Source organism: Thermus kawarayensis JCM 12314, from assembly GCF_055393575.1.
Window position 1 is genome coordinate 1,984,366 of sequence record NZ_AP043756.1, and the last position, 22,039, is coordinate 2,006,404.

At 68.5% G+C, this 22,039-nt stretch carries 21 protein-coding genes; 14 read left to right on the top strand and 7 right to left on the bottom strand.

Annotated features, from left to right (window positions below):
* Window positions 1–3 precede the first annotated feature (3 nt).
* Genes ACZ5RK_RS10815 through hemW form a run of 3 tightly spaced genes read left to right on the top strand, consistent with a single transcriptional unit; the run spans window position 4 to window position 1,805 of the window.
* Window positions 4–321 (top strand): nucleotidyltransferase domain-containing protein, encoded by a 318-nt coding sequence (locus ACZ5RK_RS10815; protein ID WP_054647532.1) that lies wholly within the window; start codon window positions 4–6, stop codon window positions 319–321.
* Window positions 311–709: a HEPN domain-containing protein gene (locus ACZ5RK_RS10820; RefSeq protein ID WP_464909168.1), complete on the top strand. Its 399-nt coding sequence runs from the start codon at window positions 311–313 to the stop codon at window positions 707–709. The genes ACZ5RK_RS10815 and ACZ5RK_RS10820 overlap by 11 nt, the downstream gene beginning before the upstream one ends.
* Window positions 702–1,805: a radical SAM family heme chaperone HemW gene (gene hemW, locus ACZ5RK_RS10825; RefSeq protein WP_464909169.1), complete on the top strand. Its 1,104-nt coding sequence runs from the start codon at window positions 702–704 to the stop codon at window positions 1,803–1,805. The genes ACZ5RK_RS10820 and hemW overlap by 8 nt, the downstream gene beginning before the upstream one ends.
* On the opposite strand, the gene ACZ5RK_RS10830 is transcribed toward hemW, so the two are convergent.
* Both ACZ5RK_RS10830 and ACZ5RK_RS10835 read right to left on the bottom strand, forming a co-directional pair.
* Window positions 1,802–2,191, bottom strand: coding sequence for an NADH-quinone oxidoreductase subunit 15 (locus tag ACZ5RK_RS10830; protein WP_054647533.1), 390 nt, complete (start codon window positions 2,189–2,191; stop codon window positions 1,802–1,804). The genes hemW and ACZ5RK_RS10830 overlap by 4 nt on opposite strands.
* A gap of 32 nt (window positions 2,192–2,223) precedes the next feature.
* The gene (locus ACZ5RK_RS10835; protein WP_464909170.1) at window positions 2,224–3,297 is read right to left on the bottom strand and encodes a radical SAM protein; all 1,074 of its coding nucleotides are present in this window, start codon (window positions 3,295–3,297) and stop codon (window positions 2,224–2,226) included.
* 18 nt (window positions 3,298–3,315) lie between these two features.
* Here ACZ5RK_RS10835 and ACZ5RK_RS10840 point away from each other — a divergent pair, with 18 nt between their 5' ends.
* Genes ACZ5RK_RS10840 through wecB form a run of 4 tightly spaced genes read left to right on the top strand, consistent with a single transcriptional unit; the run spans window position 3,316 to window position 7,021 of the window.
* The gene (locus ACZ5RK_RS10840; protein WP_464909171.1) at window positions 3,316–4,158 is read left to right on the top strand and encodes a phosphotransferase family protein; all 843 of its coding nucleotides are present in this window, start codon (window positions 3,316–3,318) and stop codon (window positions 4,156–4,158) included.
* 39 nt (window positions 4,159–4,197) lie between these two features.
* Complete coding sequence (gene upp, locus ACZ5RK_RS10845) at window positions 4,198–4,824, top strand: uracil phosphoribosyltransferase (protein ID WP_464909172.1); 627 nt, start codon at window positions 4,198–4,200, stop codon at window positions 4,822–4,824.
* A complete protein-coding gene (locus tag ACZ5RK_RS10850) occupies window positions 4,821–5,906 on the top strand; it encodes an MraY family glycosyltransferase (protein WP_464909173.1) in 1,086 nt (361 codons plus the stop codon). Before upp ends, ACZ5RK_RS10850 begins: the two co-directional genes overlap by 4 nt.
* Window positions 5,903–7,021: a non-hydrolyzing UDP-N-acetylglucosamine 2-epimerase gene (wecB, locus tag ACZ5RK_RS10855; RefSeq protein WP_464909174.1), complete on the top strand. Its 1,119-nt coding sequence runs from the start codon at window positions 5,903–5,905 to the stop codon at window positions 7,019–7,021. Before ACZ5RK_RS10850 ends, wecB begins: the two co-directional genes overlap by 4 nt.
* Here wecB and ACZ5RK_RS10860 read toward each other — a convergent pair.
* Window positions 6,996–8,192 (bottom strand): MFS transporter, encoded by a 1,197-nt coding sequence (locus tag ACZ5RK_RS10860; RefSeq protein ID WP_464909175.1) that lies wholly within the window; start codon window positions 8,190–8,192, stop codon window positions 6,996–6,998. The genes wecB and ACZ5RK_RS10860 overlap by 26 nt on opposite strands.
* A 65-nt stretch (window positions 8,193–8,257) precedes the next feature.
* On the opposite strand from ACZ5RK_RS10860, the gene ACZ5RK_RS10865 reads away from it, so the two are divergent.
* The 5 genes from ACZ5RK_RS10865 to ACZ5RK_RS10885 are packed head-to-tail and all read left to right on the top strand — an operon-like array spanning window position 8,258 to window position 14,021.
* Window positions 8,258–9,370 (top strand): site-2 protease family protein, encoded by a 1,113-nt coding sequence (locus ACZ5RK_RS10865; protein ID WP_464909176.1) that lies wholly within the window; start codon window positions 8,258–8,260, stop codon window positions 9,368–9,370.
* Window positions 9,371–9,402: 32 nt separating this feature from the next.
* Complete coding sequence (locus tag ACZ5RK_RS10870; RefSeq protein WP_464909177.1) at window positions 9,403–10,392, top strand: TAXI family TRAP transporter solute-binding subunit; 990 nt, start codon at window positions 9,403–9,405, stop codon at window positions 10,390–10,392.
* A gap of 60 nt (window positions 10,393–10,452) precedes the next feature.
* On the top strand, window positions 10,453–12,591 hold the full coding sequence (locus tag ACZ5RK_RS10875; RefSeq protein ID WP_464909178.1) for a TRAP transporter permease: 2,139 nt from the start codon (window positions 10,453–10,455) through the stop codon (window positions 12,589–12,591).
* Window positions 12,592–12,619: 28 nt separating this feature from the next.
* A complete protein-coding gene (locus tag ACZ5RK_RS10880) occupies window positions 12,620–13,597 on the top strand; it encodes a TAXI family TRAP transporter solute-binding subunit (protein WP_464909179.1) in 978 nt (325 codons plus the stop codon).
* A 4-nt stretch (window positions 13,598–13,601) separates the two neighbouring features.
* A complete protein-coding gene (locus ACZ5RK_RS10885; RefSeq protein WP_464909180.1) occupies window positions 13,602–14,021 on the top strand; it encodes a hypothetical protein in 420 nt (139 codons plus the stop codon).
* On the opposite strand, the gene ACZ5RK_RS10890 is transcribed toward ACZ5RK_RS10885, so the two are convergent.
* Window positions 14,018–15,235, bottom strand: coding sequence for a S1C family serine protease (locus tag ACZ5RK_RS10890; RefSeq protein WP_464909181.1), 1,218 nt, complete (start codon window positions 15,233–15,235; stop codon window positions 14,018–14,020). The genes ACZ5RK_RS10885 and ACZ5RK_RS10890 overlap by 4 nt on opposite strands.
* A gap of 46 nt (window positions 15,236–15,281) precedes the next feature.
* On the bottom strand, window positions 15,282–16,139 hold the full coding sequence (purU, locus tag ACZ5RK_RS10895) for a formyltetrahydrofolate deformylase (RefSeq protein WP_464909182.1): 858 nt from the start codon (window positions 16,137–16,139) through the stop codon (window positions 15,282–15,284).
* A gap of 19 nt (window positions 16,140–16,158) precedes the next feature.
* On the opposite strand from purU, the gene rraA reads away from it, so the two are divergent.
* Entirely contained in the window at window positions 16,159–16,653 is a 495-nt protein-coding gene (gene rraA, locus ACZ5RK_RS10900; protein WP_464909183.1) for a ribonuclease E activity regulator RraA, read from the top strand.
* On the opposite strand, the gene mutL is transcribed toward rraA, so the two are convergent.
* Window positions 16,547–18,181 (bottom strand): DNA mismatch repair endonuclease MutL, encoded by a 1,635-nt coding sequence (gene mutL / locus ACZ5RK_RS10905; RefSeq protein ID WP_464909184.1) that lies wholly within the window; start codon window positions 18,179–18,181, stop codon window positions 16,547–16,549. The genes rraA and mutL overlap by 107 nt on opposite strands.
* A complete protein-coding gene (gene mutS, locus ACZ5RK_RS10910) occupies window positions 18,178–20,613 on the bottom strand; it encodes a DNA mismatch repair protein MutS (protein WP_464910090.1) in 2,436 nt (811 codons plus the stop codon). The genes mutL and mutS overlap by 4 nt, the downstream gene beginning before the upstream one ends.
* Before the next feature lie 145 nt (window positions 20,614–20,758).
* On the opposite strand from mutS, the gene ACZ5RK_RS10915 reads away from it, so the two are divergent.
* Window positions 20,759–22,036, top strand: a complete 1,278-nt coding sequence (locus tag ACZ5RK_RS10915) for a molybdopterin-dependent oxidoreductase (RefSeq protein WP_054647470.1) — start codon at window positions 20,759–20,761, stop codon at window positions 22,034–22,036.
* Window positions 22,037–22,039 lie beyond the last annotated feature (3 nt).

Genomic DNA, 22,039 nt, shown 5'->3' on the forward strand with positions numbered 1-22,039 from the left:
GAAGTGGAGTACCCGGAGCTTGCCCCGGTCCTCGAGGCCATCCTCAAGACCGTCCCGGCGCAAAAGGTCATCCTCTTCGGCAGCCGGGCGCGGGGGGAAGCTCGCCCAGAAAGCGACTACGACCTCCTCGTGGTGGTGCCTCCCGAGTACAAGACCATGCGGGTGTGGAAGGACCTCTACCTGGCGGCGAGCAAGGCCAAACGGGGCTTCAGCCTGGACCTCCTTTTGGCCACCGCGGAGGATCTGGAAAAGTACCGGGAAGCCTGGACCACCCTTTACCCCAAGGTCCTGAGGGAAGGCCGGGTGCTCTATGCCGCGTGAAGCCACAGATCCCCTGGCTTGGCTCGTCCGGGCCAAGAGCAACCTGGCCCGGGCCCGCCTTGGGCAGGTAAGCCCCGAGGTCGTTTGGGAGGAACCTTGTTTTGATGCCCAGCAAGCCGCAGAAAAGGCCCTCAAAGCCCTCCTGGTCGCCTTAGACATACCTTTTCCCAAGACCCACGACCTGGAAAGGCTTTTGGAGCTGATCCGCCCCCACCTCCCCGTGCCTCTGGAGCTGGAAGCCCTTGCCCGGCTTAACCCCTTTGCCGTCGCCAGCCGCTACCCCGGGGACCTCCCGGAAGCCACGGAGGAGGACTGGAGGGAAGCCCTCGCGCTTGCGGAGCGGACCGTGGCCTGGGCGGAGGAGGTCTTAAAAAGCGGCCGTGGCTAGCCTCTACGTCCACGTTCCCTTCTGCCCCACCCTCTGCCCCTACTGCGACTTCCACGTGGTCCGGCGGGGGCCGGGGTGGGTGGAGGCTTACCTAAGGCGCCTGGAGGAAGAGGCCAAGGCCCTTTACCAGGGCTTCCCCGAGCCTCTGGAAACCCTCTACCTGGGCGGGGGTACCCCGAGTTACCTAAAGGACCGGGAACTGGTGGCCCTCTTCCAGAGCCTCCCCTGGAGGCTCGCCGAGGGGGCCGAGGTGACCCTCGAGGCCAACCCCGGGACCCTCTCCCCTGGCCGCCTAAAGCTCCTCAAGGACCTGGGGGTGAACCGCCTCTCCCTGGGGGTGCAGAGCTTCCAGGAGCCCGTCCTCAAGTTCCTGGGGCGGGCCCACGGGAGGAAGGGGGCGCTGAGGGCGGTGGAGATGGCCCTGGAGGCGGGCTTTCGCCTCTCCCTTGACCTCATCCTGGGCCTCCCCATGCAGGAGGTGGAAGAGGACCTGAAGGAGGCGGCCCGCCTCGGGGTGGGGCACGTCTCCGCCTACACCCTCCAGGTGGAGAAGGGCACCCCCTTCGCCCTCCTGGGCCTAAAGGAAGACTCCGAGCGGGAGGCCTGGGCCATGGAGCGGGCGGAGGAGGTGCTGGGGGAAGCCGGGCTATTCCGCTACGAGGTCTCCAACTTCGCCAGGGAAGGGGAGGAGGCCCGGCACAACCTGGTCTACTGGCGGGCGGGCTTCTGGCTCGCCCTGGGTCCCGCGGCCACCGGGCAGTACCCGGGGGAAGGAACTTTTTACGCCCTAAGGCGCACGGGCCCGCCCCTCCCCCGCTGGCTCCTCGGGGAGGCCCCGAAGGAGGAGGCCATTTCCCCGCTGGAACACGCCAAGGAAAGCCTCATGCTGGGGCTAAGGCTTAGGGAAGGGGTGGACGTGGCCGAGGTGGAGGGAAGAACGGGGCTTCCCCTCTGGCCCCTCCTTCAGGGAAAGGCCCGGGAGCTCGCGGCGGAGGGCCTCCTTGCGGTGGAGGCAAAGCGCCTAAGGCCCACCCCCAGGGCCTTTCCCCTCCTCCACCGGGTGGTCCTGGCCCTCTGGGAGGCGCTTTGGGGTTAGGCGAAGGCCAGGGCCTCCCGGGCCCGGTCGGCCAGGGCGAAGAAGCGCTCCTTGGTGAGGGGGATTTTCCCGGTCACCAGGCCCTTCCCCGGCTCGTGGTGGGCGTGGAGGTGGATGTGGGCCCGGGGCAGGCGGAGGCCGATGCGCTTGAGCTTGGCGTGCCTCGGGGAAACGTCCGCCAGGAGGAAGGGCTCCCCGAGCCCGTCGGACAAGGAGGCGGTCATGATGGTGGTGGGGAGGTGGTAAGGGCGCTCCATGCGGTAGATGAAGTCGGGGAAGTCCGCCTCCTTCTCAAAGCGCACGCCCTTCTCCTCGGCGTACTCCCGCATCCAGGAGAGGAGCTCCACCCAGGCCTCGTAGAGTTCGCGCTCGGAAGACGCGCTCATGGCCTGAGTATACCCAAAGGCCGCGAGGGGGCTCAGTAAAGAAACTCCCGGATGTCGTACCGGCCGGCCCTCAGGCCCAAGGCCCTGAGGGCCCGCATCCAGGTTTTTAACTCCCCCTCGAGGTCCTGCAGGGGCGCAAGGCCCAGGCGGGCGTAAGGGGTGTGGGGGTCCTCCTGGAAGGGGGAAAGGTAGACCAGGTCCTCCGGGCCCAAGGGAAGCTGGGAGAGAAGGGCGAGGCTTTCCCGGAAGTGGGCCTCCTGAAAGGCTTTTCCCCCTGCCCCCACCATGAGGATCACCCCCAGGGAAAGCCCGGCCGCCTTCAGGGTCCGCACCAGGGGAAGGGCCTCCTTGGGGTGGCCGGGCTTCCGGAGGAGGGCGAGGAGGGGAGGGTGGCCCGTCTCCAGACCGAGGTAGACCCGCCTAAGCCCCAGGAGGCGAAGCCTCCTCCACCAGGAGGCCTCCTTCTTGAGCCCGGTGAAGAGGTCCAGGAAGCCCAAGACGGGCTCCCCGGGAAAGGCCCGGCCCACCTCCTCCAAGAGGGGGAGGAGGGGCTCGGCCAGGGCCAGGGCGTTCCCGTCGGCCAGGAAGACCCCCCGCCTGAGAAGCCTCCCCTGCCCCAGGAGGGACAAGACGGCCTGGATGTGCTCCCGGAAGGCCTCGGGGGTGCGCTTCTGGAAGGGGCGGTCCTGGTAGAAGCTGCAGAAGGCGCAACGGTTCCAGGTGCATCCGGTGGTGGCCTGGAGGACCACGGAGAGGTAGGCGTCGGGCGGAAGGATGCTAATGGGCCAGGGGTAGGCCTCCCGGTAGGGCCGGGAGTCCAGGAGGCTTTCCGGGGTCCAGCGGAGGACCTCCCGCCGCCTCTTTGCATCCTTCAGGTGGGCCTCGGCCAGGGCCAGGACCTCCCGGTAGACCTCCAGGGCCTCTTCCCGGGAAAGCCGCTTCCTTCTCCGTTCCCCCTCCCGCTTCCGCAGGTGAAGGCTTCCGTCCAGGGCGCGCTTGAAGGTCTCCCCCCGGCGGAAGTAGTGGTAGGGGCGGCCCTCCCGGTCAAAGGAAAGTACCCGGTCCCCCAGGGAGAGGAGGGTGGCCTCGGGGCGCAGGAGCTCCACAAGGCTAGAATAAGCCCCGTGGCCGTGGCCGCCTTGAAGGGCCTCCTTCCCCCCGAAGGCTTCGCCCGCCTCACCCCTCTGGGGGGGTTTGAGGCCCGGGTCTACACCGACGGGGAGCGGGTCTACAAGGTCTACCGGAAGGAGGAGGCCCACCTGGCGGCCCTCGAGGCCAAGAGGATGGCCCGGGCCGGCCTGGGAAGCTTCGTCCTGGGGGTGGCGGAGGTGGAGGGCCAAGGCGTCCTCATCACCCGCCGCTTCCCCGGGAAGCCCTTCGCCCCGGAGGCCTTCTCCCAAAAGACCCTCGCCGCCCTCTCCCACCTTTTCCTCGCCCTCCACCGCCTGCCGGAGCCGGGATACGTCTCCGAGGAGGAACTTCTCGCCCGGCTCTCGGCCTTCGCCCAAAGCCTCGAGGGGGTGCCCGAGGCCTTGGACCTGGTCCGGGCCCTGAGGCGGGAGGTGGCCCTGGCCGCCGGGGCGGAGCGCCGCTTCTGCCACCGGGACGCCTGGGCGGGCAACCTCCTGGTGAAGGCCCCGGGGGAGGAGGGCCCGGAGGTGTTGCTGGTGGACTGGGTGCGCTCGGGAGGCGACGACCCCGCCCGGGACCTGGCCCTCCTGAAGACGGGAAGCCTGGACCTCCTGGGGGAGGAAAGGGCCCGGGAGGCCCTCTTCCGCATGGCCCGCCTCTACCCCCAGGAGGTGAGGGAACGCCTGGCCTTCTACGTGCCCCTCACCTACCTCCACGACCTCCACTGGTTCAGGACCAAGCACCGGGCGGGTTTCCTCGAGGCCCTTAAGGAAAAGCTCCCCAAGGCCCTGCGCTTTTTCCAGGACTGCTTTCCCGTCCGGGGAAGGGGGTGCTAAGGTTGCGGAACCCCCGGGCAGGGGCTTAGGCTCGTGGGGATGAGGATCACCCTGGTGGACCACCCCCTTATCCAGCACAAGCTGGCCCACCTCCGGGACAAAGGCACGGGCCCCAAGGACTTCCGGGAACTGGCGGAGGAGGTCTCCCTCCTCATGGCCTACGAGGCCATGCGGGACCTGGAACTCACCGAGGCCTGGGTGGAAACCCCCGTGGCCCCGGCCAGGGTCCGGGTGCTCTCCGGGAAGAAGCTCGCCCTGGTGGCCATCCTCCGGGCAGGGCTCGTCATGGTGGAGGGCATCCTGAAGCTCGTCCCCCACGCCCGGGTGGGGCACATCGGCCTCTACCGGGACCCCGAGTCTTTAAAACCCGTGCAGTACTACGCCAAGCTTCCCCCGGACATCGCCGAAAGGAGGGTTTTCCTCCTGGATCCCATGCTGGCCACGGGGGGAAGCGCAAGCCTTGCCCTCTCCCTCCTCAAGGAACGGGGGGCCACGGGCATCAAACTCATGTGCATCATCGCCGCCCCGGAAGGCCTGGAGCGCATCGCCCAGGACCACCCCGACACCGAGGTGGTGGTGGCGGCCATTGACCAGCACCTCAACGACCACGGCTACATCGTCCCCGGGCTGGGCGACGCCGGGGACCGGATCTACGGGACCAAATGAGCGAGCTTCTAAGGCGCCTAGGCATCGCCGACCCCACGGGGCCGGGATGGCTCACCGTGGCCTTCGTCTTCCTCCTGGCCCTTTTCTTCACCTGGCGTTTCCTGCCCCAGGTGCGCCGCTTCGCCCTGAAGGTGGGCTGGGCCGACCTGCCCAACGAACGGCGCCTCAACCGGGAGCCCCTCCCCAACGCCGGGGGGCTCGCCGTCTACGCCGGGGTGGTCCTCGCCCTGGTGGTGGCGGCCTTCCTCCGGCCCATCCTGGTGGAAAACGTCCTCATCCAGGTCCTGGCCATCCTCCTGGGGGGGGCCTGGCTGGTGCTGGTGGGCTTCATTGACGACCAGTTCGGCCTCCCGCCCCTTTTCCGCCTCTTCGTCCAGACCCTCTCCGCCCTCCTCCTCATGGCCGTGGGGGTGCGTTTTGAAGCCGCCTTCGGCACGCCCTTGGACCCCGCTTTGGGCCTCCTCCTCACCTGGCTTTGGGTGGTGGGGATCACCAACGCCTTAAACCTCATGGACGGCCTGGACGGCCTGGCGGGGGGCATCGCCTTCATCAGCGCCGTGAGCCTCCTCTTCGTCTCCGCCCAGTTCCCCTTCTGGGCGGCGGGCACCCTGGTCCTCTCGGCGGTGGCCGGGGCCGCCTTGGGATTTCTGCGGCACAACCTCCACCCGAGCCGCATCATCCTGGGGGACGCCGGGGCCTACTTCCTGGGCTACACCCTGGCGGCCACCGCCCTCCTCGGCAACCTCAAGCTCACCACCTTCTTGGGCCTCCTCCCCCCGGTCCTCTTCCTCCTCCTCCCCATCCTGGACACCACCCAAGTGGTCCTGAAGCGGCTTCTCCGGGGGCAGAACCCCCTCTCCACCCCGGGCAAGGACCACATCCACCACCGCCTCCTGGCCCGGGGGCTCTCCCAAAGGCGGGTGGCCTTTCTCCTCTGGGGGGTGGCCCTCCTCTTTAACCTGATGGCCATGGCCTACCTGGGGATGCCCTGGGAGGCCATTTTGGCGAGCCTCCTGGTCACCTTCCTGGGCCTCTCCTGGGTGACCTACCGGAGGCTTAGAGCGCTTTGGAGGGGAGAATGAAGCGCGTGGTCCTCGCCTTCGGCACAAGACCTGAGGCCACCAAGATGGCCCCCGTGTACCTGGCCCTCCAGGAGATCCCTTACCTGAAGCCCCTGGTCCTCCTCACAGGCCAGCACCGGGAACAGCTCCGCCAGGCCCTCTCCCTCTTCGGCATCCGGGAGGACCGGAACCTGGACGTGATGCAGGAGCGCCAGGCCCTCCCCGACCTCGCCGCCCGCATCCTCCCCCAGGCGGCGAGGGCCCTCAAGGAGATGGGGGCGGACTACGTTCTGGTCCACGGGGACACCCTCACCACCTTCGCCGTGGCCTGGGCCGCCTTCCTGGAAGGGATCCCCGTGGGCCACGTGGAGGCGGGGCTTAGGAGCCACAACCTCAAGGAGCCCTTTCCCGAGGAGGCCAACCGCCGCCTCACCGACGTCCTCACCGACCTGGACTTCGCCCCAACCCCCCTGGCCAAGGAGAACCTCCTTAGGGAGGGGAAGCGGGAGGAGGGGATCCTGGTCACGGGCCAGACCGGGGTGGACGCCGTGCTCCTGGCCGCCCGGCTCGGCCGGCTTCCCGAAGGGCTTCCCGAAGGGCCTTACGTGACCGTGACCATGCACCGCCGGGAGAACTGGCCCCTCCTCCCGGACCTGGCCCGGGCCCTCAAGCGGGTGGCCGAGGCCTTCCCCCACCTCACCTTCGTTTACCCGGTGCACCTGAACCCCGTGGTGCGGGAAGGGGTCTATCCGGTCCTCCGGGGGGTGAGGAACTTCGTCCTTCTGGACCCCCTGGAGTACGGCCCCATGGCCGCCCTCATGCGGGAAAGCCTCCTCCTCGTCACCGACTCCGGGGGCCTCCAGGAGGAAGGGGCCGCTCTGGGGGTTCCCGTGGTGGTCCTGAGGAACGTGACGGAAAGGCCCGAGGGCCTCGAGGCGGGCATCCTCAGGCTGGCCGGCACCGACCCCGAACGGGTCTTCCGGGTGGTCAGGGAGCTTCTGGAAAACCCCGAGGAGCTCGCCCGCATGCGGAAGGCCCGAAACCCTTACGGGGACGGGAAGGCGGGGGTGCGGGTAGCCAGGGGCGTGGCCTGGCGGCTCGGCCTGGGGCCTAGGCCCGAGGACTGGACCCCTTAGGCCAGGGGCGAAGCTGGTAGAGGCCCACCAGGAGGACCAGTCCCCCCAGGGCCAAGGCGGCAAGCCGCCCCCCCAGGAGCTCAAAGAGAAACCCCGTGAGGTAGGCCCCCAAAGGCCCCGTGCCCAGCATCACCAGGCTGTAGACCGCCATGACCCGGCCCCTCAAGCGGTCCGGAACGGAAAGCTGCACCAAGGTGTTGGCGTTGATGAGGACGGAGATCATGCCAAACCCCCCGAGGGCCAAGAAGAGGGGCACCCAAGGCCGGTAGGCCCAGAAGAGGCCCAGGTGGGCTAAGGCCAGGGCGAAGGCGCCCAGGAGGAGGCGACCGGGCCTCGGCCTCCCCGTAAGGGCCATGACCAAGGCCGCCCCCAAAGCCCCAAGCCCCACGCTGGAGACCAGAAAGCCGTAGCCGGTGGCGGAAAGGGAGAGCACGAGCCGGGCGTAGGCGGGGACCAGGGTCTGGAAGTTCATGCCGAAAAGGCTGGCGAAGAGGACCAGCCCCACCACCCGGCGCACCAAGGGGTGCTCCAGCACAAAGCGCACCCCTTCCAGGGCCTCCCGCCACCAGCGGCCCTCCCCTCCCCCGCCCAGGGGCCCCGGGGCGAGGCGGAGGAGGACGAGGAGGAGGGGGAAAAAGGAGAGGGCATTGGCCAGGTAGGCCACCCCTACCCCGTAGAGGGCGATCAAGACGCCCGCCAAGGCCGGCCCCAGGAGGCGGCTTAGGTTGAAGCCCAAGGAGTTCAGGGCGATGGCCCCGGGGTAGCGCTCCCGGCCCGCCAGCTCCACGGTGAAGCTTTGGCGCACGGGCTGGTCCATGGCGTTCAAGGCCCCGTAGAGGAAGGCGAAGAGGAGGACGTGCCCGTAGCGCACCCACCCCGTGAGGATGAGGAGGGCCATGAGGAGGGCCAGAAGCATCATCCCCCCCTGGGTGAAGAGGAGGAGGTTCCGCTTGGGGTAGCGGTCCGCCAGGACCCCGGCGGGCAAGGAGAAGAGGAGGGAGGGCAGGAACTGCAAGGCCACCACCAGGCCGAGCCGCTCGGCGCTTCCCGTGAGGAGGAGGACCAGCCACCCCTGGGCCGCCGCCTGCATCCAGGTGCCCATCTGGGAAACGAAGAGGGCGAGCCAGTAACCGCGGTAGCGGGCGTCTTGGAGGAGGGCCAGGGCCAGCACCCCCCCATCCTACGACTGACCGCCCAGTCATAACCGGGGAGCCCCGCCCCGGCCTATACTGAGGCATGCTTCAGCGCGGGCTTTTCCTCTTCCGCCTCCTGGGCATCCCCCTCTACCTGGACCTCTCCTTCCTGGTGGTCCTCCCCCTCTTGGCCCTGCTCATCGCCGGGAACCTGCCCCTTTACCTGAGGCTCTTCGGCCTCCCCCAGGAAGAAGGCCTCCTCCAGGGGCCCCGGCCCTTCCTCCTCGGCCTCCTGGCCGCCACGGGGCTCTTCCTCTCCGTTCTCCTCCACGAGCTCGGCCACGCCCTCGCCGCCCACCGCTACGGCATCGCCACCCGGCGCATCACCCTTTGGCTCCTGGGCGGGGTGGCGCAGCTGGAGCGGATCCCCCAAGAACCCCTAAAGGAGCTCGGGGTGGCGGTGGCGGGGCCCCTGGTGAGCTTCGCCCTCGCCCTCCTCTTCTGGCTCCTGCGCCAGGAGGAGGGGGTGGTGGGGTTCCTCACCCACTACCTGGCCCTGGTGAACCTCACCCTGGGCCTTTTCAACCTCCTCCCCGCCCTGCCCCTGGACGGGGGGCGGGTCTTCCGCGCCCTCCTCGCCCTAAGGAAGCCCTACCTTCAGGCCACGAGGCAGGCCCTGGCCCTGAGCCAAGCGGTGGCCCTGGCCCTAGGGCTTTTCGGGCTTGTGGCCTTCAACCCCTTCCTGGTCCTCACGGCCTTCTTCGTGTATATGGCCTCGAGGGCCGACGCCGAGGCCACCCTCCTGGCCCAGGCCCTGGAGGGCTTAAGGGTGCGGGACCTGATGACCCAGGACCCCATCGTCCTTGCCCCCGGCCTCCCCGTGGGCGAACTCCTAAGGCTTTCCCTCCTCCACAAGGTCTCCGGCTTCCCCGTGGTGGCGGAAGGGCGGGTTTTGGGGGTGGTGGGGCTGGAGCACCTGGAAGGGGCCGACCCGGAGGCCCCCCTGGAGCGCTACCTCCAGCCCCCCCTCTTCCTCTCCCCCGAGGACACGGCCTTGGGCGCCCTGGAACGCATGGCCGAACGGGGGTACGCCCGGGCCCTGGTCCTGGAGGAGGGAAGGCTTGTGGGCATCCTCAGCAAAACCGACCTCTTGCGGGCCTTCCAGGCAAGGCTCCTGGGCCTTTCCTCCCTTGACAGGACCCCCGGGCCAAGGTAGGGTATGGGCGCAAAAGTATGCGGGAGGTGAACATGAAGCGAAGCCTTATCCTCTTGGCCCTGTTGCTTGCGGCCTCTGGGGTGGCCCAGAAGCCCAAGGTGGTCATCGGCACCGGAAGCACCGGGGGGGTATTCTTCTACTACGGCACCGCCATGGCCGACATCCTCAACAAGGCGGGGGCGGTGGAGGCCCAGCCCGTGCAGACCGGGGGCTCCTACGACAACCTCCAGCTCCTCCGCGACCGCACCAACCCCCAGGGGAACACCTTCTACTGCGCCCTCACCACCACCGACTCCGCCTACGTGGCCTACACCGGGGAAGACCCCCGCTTCAAGGAGAAGCCCGCCAAGAACCAGCGGGTGCTCTTCTACATGTACCCCTCCTTCATCCACCTGGTGACCTCGGAGAAGACTGGCATCAAGCTGGTGCAGGACCTCAAGGGCAAGCGGGTCTCCACCGGCCAGCCCGGCTCCAGCACCGAGAACCTGGCCCTCCTCGTCCTCCAGGGCGCCGGGGTGAAGCCCGAGTCCTTCGCCAAAAGGGAGCGCCTGCCCGTGGCCGAGGCGGCCAAGGCCCTGGCCGAGGGCACCCTGGACGCCTTCTTCTGGGTGGGGGGGTTGCCCACCAGCTCCATCGTGGAGCTCTCCCAGACCCTAACCCGCAAGGGGGACCGGATCCACCTGGTGCCCATTGACCCCAAGAGCACCACAGCCCAGGTGGTCCTGAAGCGCTTCCCCGGCCTGGTGGACACCTACAAGGTGCCCAAGAGCGTCTACAACACCCGCACCGACGTGCCCGGCCTGGCCACGGGCAACATCGTGGTCTGCCCCGACACCCTGCCCGCCGAGGCCGCCTACGCCATGGTGAAGGCCATCTTTGACAACCTGGACACCCTGCGCACCGCCGTGGCGGCCGCCAAGGACACCAGCCTCGAGGCCACCGCCCGCCTCCACGGCAAGCTCCCCATCCCCTTCCACCCCGGGGCGGAGCGCTACCTGAAGGAAAAGGGACTCCTCAAGTAAGAACCCGCACGCGCCCGGGGTCGGGGCACCCCCGGACCCCGGGCCTTCTTGGAGAACCCCATGGAGCTAGAACGCCCGGCCTTCCCCTCCACCCCCCTCACCCGGCTCACCCACTGGGTCCTGGTGCTGGGGGCCCTCTTCAGCCTGTACCTGGTCCTCCACCCCTTCACCCCCCTCGCCCGGGCTGAGGTCCCCATCCTGGATCAGGTACAGCTACAGCGGAGCACCCACGTCCTCTTCCTCCTCCTGGGCGCCTACCTGGTGAGCTTCTACCTGCCGCGGAGGCGCACGCCCGGGGCCTGGGTCTACTTCCTCTTCAGCCTCGTGCCCCTCTACAACTTTCTCTTCCCCAACGTCCCCGGGGTCAGCCTGCCCCCCGCCGCCAAGCTCACGGGCCTCCTCTACTGGGCGGTGGCCGTCTTGCCCGCCCTCCTCCCTGGCCTAAAGCGCCCCGCCGACCTCCTGGCGGTCCTCCTCGCCCTCTTCCCCACCCTGTACCAGCTCCGCCACTTTGAGGAGCTGGTCTACCGGGCCGTGCTTCCTGAGCCCTGGGACATGGCCATGTCCTTCGGCCTCATCATGCTGGTCCTGGGAGCGGTCTACCGCCTCCTGGGCCCCGTGATGCCCGTGCTCGTCCTCTTCTTCTTCGGCTACAACCTCTACGCCGACCTCTTCCCCGGGGCCTTTAGGGGAAGCCGCCAGGGCATTGACCTCCTCCTGGGCAAGACCTTCAACGAGACGGAGGCGGGCATCTACGGCCTCATCACCGGGGTTTCCGCCAAGTACCTGGTCTACTTCACCCTCCTTTCCGGCATGATCGGGGCCCTGGGCCTGGGCAAGGTGGTGGCCAACATGGCCCTGGCCCTGGTGGGCAAGCACCCCGCCACCCCCGGGCGGGTCACGGGCATCGCCAGCGTCTTCATGGGCATGTTCTCGGGAAGCGGGGCCGCCGACACCCAGTTCGTGGCCGCCCTCACCAAGCCCCTCTACGAGCGGGCGGGCTACGACCGCCTCATCGCCGCGGGGCTCGTGGCCACCGCCGGCACCATCGCCCTCATCACCCCGCCCGTTTTGGGCTCCATCGCCTTCATCATGGTGGAGATCCTGCAGATCCCCTTGCTGAAGGTGATCGTCATGGCCATAGGCCCCGCCCTCCTCTACCTCACCACCGTCCTCGCCTTCAACGAGTTCTACGCCCGGAAGGCGGGGCTAAAGCCCGTGGCCCCGGAGCTCGGCATGGGCCGCAGGGCTTACGTCCTGCGCTATAGCTTCATCTTCCTGCCCATCCTCCTCATCGTGGCCATGCTCTACCTGGGCTATGAGGTGCGCACCGCCGCAAGCCTCGCCCTGGTCCTCTTCGTGGTCTTGGCCTACCTGGACCCCACCCTAAGGCCTAAGGGCCTAGGCCCCCTCTTCCAGGGGCTCGCCGAGGGCTTCCGCACCCTGCTTCCCATCGGCACCGCCGTCACCGCCGCCAACCTCATCTTCGCCAACATGGTCATCTCCGGGCTACCCTCCAAGTTCAGCCAGCTCTTGCAGCAGGCCTCCGGGGAGAGCCTCCTCCTCGCCACCCTCATCACCGCCCTCTTCAGCCTGGTCCTGGGGATGGGCGTCCCCCCCACGGCCACCTACGTCCTCACCTCCGCCCTCACCGCCCCGGCCATCGTCGCCTTGGCGGTGAAGAACTTCACCGCAGAGGGCCTGAGCCCGGAGGCCTCCCAACAGGCCGCCCTCCTCGCCACCCACATGTTCCTCTTCTACTACGCCGTCTTGGCAGACGTGACCCCGCCCGTGGCCCTCTCCGCCTACGCCGCCGCCAGCGTCTTCGGCACCAACCCCCTGCAGACCGGGGTCTACGCCGCCCGGGTGGCCCTCTCCAAGTACCTGGTGGGCTTTTTCTTCCTTCTGGCCTATTCGGGCTCGGCCCTCCTCATCGTGCCCGTCCTGGAGACCGCCCCCCCTGGAGAGGCCTGGGCCCTCATCCTCTGGCGCTTCCTGGCGGTGGGCGCGGGGGTGGTCTACCTCTCCGCCTCGGGGGCCGGGTACACGCGGAGGCCCCTTAAGCGCTGGGAGGCTTGGGCCCTGGGGGTCTTGGCCGCACTTCTCTTCGTGCCCCAGCCCTACCTGAACCTGGCCGCCTTCCTTCTGGGCCTCCCCTTCTTCCGCAAGGGCTTGACGGGAGGCCCCAAGGGGGCTTAGGGTAGGGCCGAAGGAAAGGAGGAAGGGGATGAAGCGAGTCCTGCTGGCCCTTTTGGCCCTGAGCGGTCTAGCCCTAGCCCAGAAGCCCAAGGTGGTCATCGCCACGGGCGGGGTGGGCGGGGTCTACTTCTACTACGGCACGGCCCTGGCGGAGATCTTTACCAAGGCGGGAGTCGCCGAGGCCCAGGCCATCCAGACGGCGGCCTCCATTGACAACCTCCTCCTCCTGGAGAACCGCACCGGGGGAGGCACCTACTACTGCGCCACCGTCCTCCCCGACTCCGCTTATCTGGCCTACACAGGAGGGCACGAGCGCTTCAAGGACAGGCCCGCCAAGAGCGCCCGCATCCTCTTTGCCATGTACCCGAACTACCTGCACCTCGTGGCCCGGGAAGGGGCGGGCATCCGGGTGATCCAAGACCTGAAGGGCAAGCGGGTCTCCACCGGGGCCCCGGGCTCGGGCACCGAGGTGGAGGCCCTTCTGGTCCTCCAGGCGGCGGGCCTCTCCCCCAAGGACTTCGCCAAGCAGGAGCGCCTGGGGGCGCAGGAGAGCGCCAACGCCCTTTCCGAGGGCAACCTGGACGCCTTCTTTTGGTCGGGTGGCCTGCCCACCGGGGCTATCACCGAGCTCTCCGCCGCCTTGGCCCGCAAGGGGCAACGCCTCTACCTGGTGCCCATTGACCCCAAGAGCACCGTGGCCCAAACCTTCCAGAAGCGCTTCCCCGGCCTCGCCGGAACCGGGGTGATCCCCAAGGCCACCTACAACACCCGCGCCGACACCCCCACCCTAACCTTCTGGAACCTCTTCGTCTGCCCGGCAAGCCTCCCGGAGGATGCGGCCTACGCCCTCACCAAGGCCACCTTTGAAAACCTCCAGGCCCTCCGGCAGGCGGTGGCCGCCGCCAAGGACACCTCTTTGGAAAACGCCGTGCGCTTCGTGGGCGGCACCATCCCCTACCACGAGGGGGCGCTGCGCTACTTCCGCGAGGCGGGGGCCTTGAAGTGAAGCGGTGGGTAAGGCGCTCTTGAGGCCCTGGGCCCGGCTCCTCAAGAGCTGGGCCTTTTGGCTCGGCCTGGGGGCCCTCTCCCTGCTCCGCCTGGTGGCGGTGGAGGAAGGGGAAACCAGGCGCTTCGTCCTCCTCCTTCCCTGGGCGGAGGGGCGGGTGGAGTTCGTGAACTCGGTGACGGGAAAGCCCGTGCTTCTGGAGTTTCGGCCCCTCTTCCGCTTCCAGGGCTTCCGGGCCTACACCGATGCCGAGACGGAGGCCTACTACACCGCCGGGGCCTACCCCTGGAACGAGGCCCTGGCCAAGGAGAGGCAGAGGGAGCTCTACTACTGCTCGGAAACGGGCCTGGCCCTCCGCCTGGGGGAAAGCTGGTTCCAAGCGGAGGGCGGATGCCTAAGGGTGAGGCTCCTTTGGCCCCCTTAGCGGATCACCTGGGGAACCACCCTGAGGGTCAGGGTACGCCCCTGGCGCCAGACCTTGAGGGCCACCGCCTCCCCCGGCTTCTTGGCGTAGAGGACCTGCCGGAGCTGGGCGATGGAGGTGAGGGGGATCCCCTCCGCCTCCAAGAGCACGTCCCCGTCCACCCCCACCTGCAGGGCCTCCCCCGTGGGAAGCTGGACGTAGGCGAAGCGGCTTGGCGGTCTCAGGCCCGCCCGCTCTGCGGGGCTATTCCGCTCCACCTCCTGGACCATGAGGCCGGTGTCGGGGAGGCCATACTGCTGGCGGAGCCTCTCCGGGTAAAGGGAGAGGGGAGTTAAGGACACCCCAAGCCGGGGTCGGTTTCTAATGATGGCTTCGGCGGTGAGGGTTTTCCCCGACCGGAGCTCGGGCAGGTACTGCTTCACCAGGTTGATGGGCAGGGCGAACCCCACCCCGGCGAACTGGGCGGCCCCGAACTGGCCCGTGGGGGTGAAGATGGCGGTGTTGATGCCGATGACCTCGCCCCGGGAGTTGAGGAGGGGCCCCCCGGAGTTCCCGGGGTTGATGGCAGCGTCCGTCTGGATCACCTGGGGCACGAGGCCCGAATCGTCCCCGATGGCCCCGGGGTTTTCCCGTATGGCGGAGACGATCCCTTGGGTCACGGTGAACTCCAGCCCGAAGGGGTTCCCCATGGCGATGGCCTTCTGCCCCACCCGGATCCGGCCGGAGTCCCCCAGGACCAGGGGCACCAGCCTGTCCTTAGGGGCGTCCACCTTGAGGAGGGCCACGTCCAAAGGGGGGGCCGCCCCCACCAGGCGGGCCCGGTACTCCTTGGGGTCGTTGTGGAACTTCACCGTGATCTGGCTTGCCCCCTCCACCACGTGGTAGTTGGTGAGGATATACCCCTCCTTGTCTATGACGAAGCCCGAGCCCGTGCCCTGCTGGGGCGGGGCCTGCAGGAAGGGGGCGAAGAACTCAAACCCCGGGGGGAGCTGGACGCTCTGGGGCCGGGTGACCACGGACACGTAGACCACCCCGTCCCCGTAGCGCTCCACGATCTCCACGGTGTTGCGCTCGTACTCCAGAAGGCCCCCGTCCGCCGGGAGTGGGGCGGTCTGGGGGCGGGGGGTCTGGCCTTGGGAGAGACCCCACCAGAGCACCGCCCCGGCCATCAGGGAGAGCACCAAAAACCCCACGAAGGAACGGCCTAGGTTCATGCGCCACCTCCTGGCCTAACCTTACCCCCGCCCCGTTAGGCGGCGATTAGACAAAGACCACGGTGCGGTTCTCGTGGACCAGGATGCGGTCCTCCAGGTGCCAGCGCACCGCCCGGGCCAGGACGGTCCTTTCCAGCTCCTGCCCAAGCCTTCTCATCTCCCGCACCGAGTGGCGGTGAGAGATCCGCACCACGTCCTGTTCAATGATGGGGCCCTGGTCCAGCTCCTCGGTGACGTAGTGGGCCGTGGCCCCGATGAGCTTCACCCCCCGCTCGTAGGCCTGGCGGTAGGGGTCGGCCCCGGCGAAGGCCGGGAGGAAGGAGTGGTGGATGTTGAGGATGCGCATGGGGTAACGCCCCACGAAGCGGGGGGAGAGGACCTGCATGTAGCGGGCTAAGACCACGAGCTCCACCTTCTCCTCCTCCAGGAGGGCCAGGATCCTCTCTTCCGCCTCCTCCTTGCGGCCCTTTTCCACGGGCACGTGGTGGTAGGGGACACCGAAGCGCTCCACCTCCTCCTTGCGGTCCGGGTGGTTGGAAACCACGAGGCGGAGGTCCATGGGAAGCTCCCCCACCCGGTAGCGCCAAAGGAGCTCCAGAAGGGCGTGGGCGGGCCTGGAGACGAGGATGGCGGTGCGCTTCCTCTCGGAGGCGTAGGCCAGGCGCCATTGCATCTGGAAGCGGCTGGCCACCACCTCCTGGAAGGCCCGCTCCAGGGCGGGGCGGGCCAGGTCCAGGTGGGAGGCGGTGAAGGCCACCCGCATGAAGAAGGTGCCTCCCTCGGGGTCGGTGGAGTGCTGCTGGAGGTCGGTGATGTTGGCCCCGTGGGCGTAGAGGAAGCCGGTGACGGCGGCCACGATGCCGGGGCGGTCCGGGCAGGTGACGAGAAGCCTCGCCTCCTCCATAGGGGCTACTATATCCCCTATGGAAGGGCGGACCGCGGACCTCTCGGACCTCCACCCGGAAGGGGAAACCCTCCCCATGGTCTTCAAGAGCTTCGGCGGAAGGACCCGTTTCCAGGGAAGGGTCAAGACCCTGAAGGTGCACGAGGACAACGCCCTGGTGCGCAGGGTCCTGGAGGAAGGCGGGGAGGGCCAGGTCCTCTTCGTGGACGGGGGAGGCTCCTTAAGAACGGCCCTCCTCGGGGGAAACCTGGCCCGCCTGGCCTGGGAGCGGGGCTGGGCGGGGGTGGTGGTCTACGGGGCGGTGCGGGACGCGGAGGAGCTCGAGGAGGTCCCCATGGGCCTCCTCGCCCTCGCCGCCACGCCGAGGAAGAGCGCCAAGGAGGGCAAGAGGGAGGTGGACGTGCCCCTCAGGGTTCTCGAGGCGCGGGTTCTTCCGGGGTGGTTCCTGGTGGCCGATGAAGACGGGCTTCTTCTCCTGCCCGAGCCCCCGAGCGGCGGCCAAAGCGCCGGATGAGCTCTTCCTCTCTCAGGGCCAGGAGGACGGGCCTCCCGTGGGGGCAGACCCAGGGGGTCTCACAGGCCAGGAGGGCGTCCAGGAGGGCCTGGCCCTGGGCCCTCCCCAGGGGGTGGCCCGCTCTAAGGGCGGGCAGGCAGGAAAGCCGGGCCAGAAGCTCCTTAAGGCTTCCCCCCTCGCCCCGCAAGGCCTCCTTGAAGACGGGAGGAAGCAGAAGGGGGTAAGGGTGGAGGAAGGGGGGCGCCTCGAGGAGGCGGACCCTCGAGGGCCCAAAGGGCTCGTAGACGAAGAGCCGGCCCTCCATCCCCTGGCCCAGACGCTCCTCCTCCCCGGGGGAAAGCTCCACCAGGACCGGGTACGGGAGGGGGGCCAGGCCTTCCGCCTCCAGGCGCCGCTTCAACTCCTCAAAGATCACCCGCTCGTGGGCGGCGTGCTGGTCCACGATGTAGAGGGTGCCCTCCCCTTCGGCCAGGAGGTAGCTCTCCCGGAACTGGGCGAGGAAACGGAGCCGGGGCAGGCCGGAAGGGGTGGGCGGGGAAAGGGGAAGAAGGGGCTTGGGCCCCTCGAGGAGGCGGGCCAGGTTCTTCCGGGCCAAAACCCCCCGCAGGGCCTCCTCCACGAAGGCCTCCGCCTCGGGCTCCAGGAAGACCTCCTCCTTACGGGCGTCCAGGCGGAGCCGGAAGGCGGAAGGGGGAAGCCTCAGGTTCAGGACCCCCACGGGGAAGTGCCCCTCGGGAAGGAGTTCCCGGTAGGCCCGGCGCACCGCCTTAAGGAGCCCGGGGGGAAAGGCCACGGGACGGCCGTTCACCGCGAGGAAGAGGGCGTCCTCCCGGGTGCGGGAAACCTGGGGACCGGAGAGGAGGCCCCAAAGGGCAAACCCTCCCTCCTCCGCCTCCACGGGGAAGAGCCTTTCCGCCAAGACCCTGCCGAAGGCGAGCCGGGCCGCCTCCATAAGCCCCGCCCCGGGGAAGAGGAGCCTGGCCTCCCCCTCCACGAAGAGGGCGAGGGCCAGGTGGGGGTGGTGGAGGAGGTAGCGCCTCGCGAGCTCCAGGACCCCCCGGACCTCCCCCTTGGGGTCCCGCCCCTCCCCCGCGAAGAGGCCCAGGACCTCCACCCGGGTCCCCGGGGGGGCGGGGCCCTCCTTCACCTCCACCCGCCCCCCCTTGGCCAGGAGGAAACCGCCCCCCAGTTGCCCCCGGGGCCGGGAGCGGATCTTGAGGGTGGCGGCCTGCCTCAGGGCGTAGAGGGCCTGGCCGCGGAAGCCCAGGGTGTGGATCCTGGCGGGGTCCTGAAGCTTGCTGGTGGCGAAGGGCTCCACGGAGAGAGGCAGGTCCTCCAGGGCGATCCCCTCCCCATCGTCCTCCACCACGATCCCCTCAAGCCCCCCGCCCAGGAGCTCCACCCGGACCCTTCGGGCCTTAGCGTCCAGGGCGTTTTCCAGAAGCTCCCGCACGGCGTCTTTCACCGAGAGGAGGACCTCCCCCTGGGCGAGGAGGCCCCGGAGCTCGGGAGGAAGGGGGCGGATCACCCCCTCATGCTACCCAAGGGGGCACCCAGGGCCAAGGACCTCAGCTCGTGGAGGAGCCTCAGGGCCTCGAGGGGGGTGAGGCGGTCGGGGTCCAGGGCGAGGAGGCGCTCCAAGACCTCCTCCAAGACCCCTTCCCGCCTGGCGGCCATGGCCTGGAGGAGGGCCTTGGCCCGGGCCACCACCTCCCCCGGCAGGCCCGCCATGGCCGCCACCTCCACCCCGTAGCTCTTGGAGGCGGGCCCCGGAAGGACCTGGTGGTAGAAGACCAGCCCTCCCGCCTCCTCCTTGGCGGCCACGTGCAGGTTCTGGAGCCGGGGGAGGGCGAGGGCGGTGAGCTCAAAGTAGTGGGTGGCGAAGAGGGTGTAGCACCGCCTCTCGTGCAGGGCCTCGGCGAGGGCGGTGGCGATGGCCACCCCGTCCAGGCTGCTGGTGCCCCGGCCCACCTCGTCCAGGAGGACGAGGCTTCTTTCCGTGGCCTCCTTGAGGACGAGGGCCACCTCCTCCATCTCCACCATGAAGGTGCTCTTCCCCCCGGCGAGGTCGTCGGAGGCTCCGATCCTCGTGTAGATCCCGTCAAAGAGGGGGAGCTCCGCCTCCTCCGCGGGGACGAAACTCCCCATCTGGGCGAGGAGGGCGATGAGGGCGGTCTGGCGGAGGAAGGTGCTCTTCCCCGCCATGTTGGGCCCGGTGACGAGGACGAGCTCGTGGGCCATCTCCAGGTCGTTGGGGACGAAGGTGGTGCGGCGCTCCACCACCGGGTGGCGCCCGGCCCTTATGCGAAGCCTCTCCCCGAAGCGGGGCCTGGTGTAGCCGTAGCGCACCGCCACCTCGGCGAGGGCGGCGTAGACGTCCAGCTCGGCCAGGACCCTGGCCGCCTCCCTCAGGACCTCCGCTTCCCTTTTGGCCCGCTCCCTCAGGGCGAGGAAGACCTCCTCCTCCCGCCTCTTGATGAGGGCCTCGAGGCGGTAGAGCTCCCTTTCCCGCTCCTTCATCTCCGGGAGGGCGTAGCGCTGCCGGTCCTTGAGGGTCTGGAGGGGGCGGTACTCCTTGGGCACCTGGTGGTAATAGGGGCGGGTTACCTCCAGGTAGTAGCCGAAGACGGCGTTGTAGCCCACCTTGAGGGTGGGGATGCCCGTCCTCCCCCTCTCCCTCTCCTCCAGCTCAAGGAAGTAGGCCACCCCCTCGGCGTGGGCCCGCCTTAAGGCGTCCAGATCGGGGTCGTACCCCTCGCGGATGAGCCCCCCCTCGGAGACCTTGAGGGGCGGGTCCTCCACCAGGGCCGCCCTTAGCTCCTCTAGGAGCGGGGAGAGGTCGGGAAGCCCTACCTCCTCCCCCAGAAGGCCCTTAAGCTCGGGGAGGATCTCCAGGCCCCGCCTTAGGGCGGCGAGGTCCCTCGGGCCTGCCCGGCCGAGTTCCAGCCTGGTGGCCAGGCGCTCCAGGTCGGCAAGGCGGAAGAGGAGCCTCCGGAGGCCCTCCCGCAGGGCCCCCTCCCGCACGAAGCGCTCCACCCGGTCAAGCCTCGCCTCCAGGAGACCCCTTTCCAGGAGGGGGTGGCGGAGCCAGGCCTGGAGGAGCCTGCGGCCTGAGGCGGTGCGGGTCTCGTCCAAGGCCCCGAAGAGGGTGTCCTGGCCCCTTAGGGGCTCAAAGACCTCCAGGGCCTTCAGGCTGGCCTCGGGCAGGCGCACGAAGGCCCCGGGGTCGTAGAGGCGGAAGGGGCGCACGCTCAAGGCCCCCCCCTGGGTGGCCCGGGCGTAGGCCAGGAGGGCCCCCTGGGCCCGCCTCAGGGCCAAAGGACCCTCCCCCTGGGGCTCAAAGGGGGCCTCGGAGAGCATCACGGGAAATCGCTTCCGGAACTCCGCCACGAAGGCCTCGTTCTCCCGAAGCTCCGGGGCGAGGAGGACCTCGGCGGGCCGGTGGCGGAAAAGCTCATCATAGAGGGCGCTTTTTCCCTTGAGAAGGGTCCCCTTGAACTCCCCGGTGGAGACGTCCAGGAAGGCCAGGCCCCACCCGTCCCCGGTGGCGATGGCCGCCAGGTAGTTGGCCTCCCGGGGGAGGAGGGCCTCCTGGGTGAGGGTCCCCGGGGTGAGGAGCTGGGTCACCTCCCGCCGCACGAGCCCCTCCGCCTCCTCGGCGGGCTCCACCTGGTCGGCCACCGCCAGGCGGAAGCCCATCCTTAAGAGCCTCTCGGCGTAGGCATCAAAGGCCCTTATGGGAATCCCCGCCATGGGGGTGGTGAAGTCCTTGCTGGTCTTGTGGGTGAGGACTAGGCCCAAGGCGCGGGCGAGCCTTTCGGCGTCCTCCCCGAAGCACTCGTAGAAATCCCCCACCTGGAAGAGGAGGAGGTAGTCCGGGTAGCGGTCCCGAAGCTCCACGTACTGCTGGAGAAGGGGCGGCAGGGGTCCTGGGCCTTCGCCCTTGAGCATGGCTTCCATCATACGCCGGGAAAGGCCCTTCCAGATACCCAAAAGCCTTTCCGAGCGGGAAGCGCCCTCGCAGGTGCGGGCTTTCCTCCATACCCCCCCTTTGACAAGGAAGCCCTGCCCCGGTAAGGTACAAATGTCCCCTAGGGAGGACACTATGAGGAAAGTGGATAGAAGGCAACTTCTCAAGCTTTTGGGCGCTGGGGGGGTTCTGCTCGCCTCGAGGCCCGCCTTGGCCCAAGCCTCGGCCCAGGCGGAGGAGGCCCTTCCCAGCTTCACCGGGCCCAAGGCCAACCCCTACTGGAATGGGGTTCATCCCTATGCCGTCTACCCGCAAAAGCTTCCCTTGCTGCGCATGACGGACCGCCCCATCCAGCTGGAGACGCCGCGCCACTACTTCCGCACCCCCTTCACCCCTAACGAGGCCTTTTACGTCCGCTACCACCTGGACGAGATCCCCAACGAGATTGACCTCTCCGTATGGCGCCTAAAACTGGAAGGGAACTTTGAACGCCCGGTGGAGCTTTCCCTCGAGGACCTCATCCGCAAATTCAAGCCCGTATCCATCGCCGCCGTGAACCAGTGCTCGGGCAACTCCCGAAGCCGCTTCCAGCCCAGGGTCGCTGGGGGGCAGTGGGGCAACGGGGCCATGGGCAACGCCCTCTGGACGGGGGTGCGGCTTAAAGACCTCCTGGACTACGCCGGGGTGAAGCCGGGCACGGTGCAGATCCAGTTTGAAGGGCTGGACCGGGGCAAGGGGCCGGAGAACCTAGGCTCAGGCCGCTTCATGAAGTCCCTGGACCTGAACGACCCCGTCATTGAAGAAACCATCCTGGCCTACCTGATGAACGGGGAGCCCCTCCCCATGCTGAACGGGTTTCCCGTGCGCCTGGTGGTGCCGGGGAAGTTCGCCACCTACTGGCTCAAGCACCTCACTTGGATCCGGGCCCTCACCCAGGAGGACAAAAACTTCTGGATGGCCACAGCATACCGCATTCCTGACACCCCTAATGGCTCCACCACCCCCGAGGACGTGGCGGCGGGCAGGGTAAAGACTGTGCCCATCGGCAAGGTCAACATGCCCGTGCGCTCTTTCATCATTGACCCCGATGGCTCCTATCCCCTGGTGGCGGGAATGCCTGCCAAGATCCGGGGCATCGCCTTCAGCGGCCACGGCAAGGTGGTGAAGGTGGAGGTTTCCACCGACAACGGCCAGACCTGGCGCCCCGCCATCCTGGGCGCCGACTACGGGAAGTACTCCTTCCGCACCTTTGAGTACACCTGGCGGCCCGAGCGCCCGGGCACTTACACTCTGGCGGTGCGGGCCACGGACGAGAAGGGAAACGTCCAGCCGGATACCGGGGTCTGGAACCCCGGCGGCTACCTTTGGAACAAGATCGAGCGCCAGGAAGTGGTGGTCCTGGCGGCCAAGTAGGGA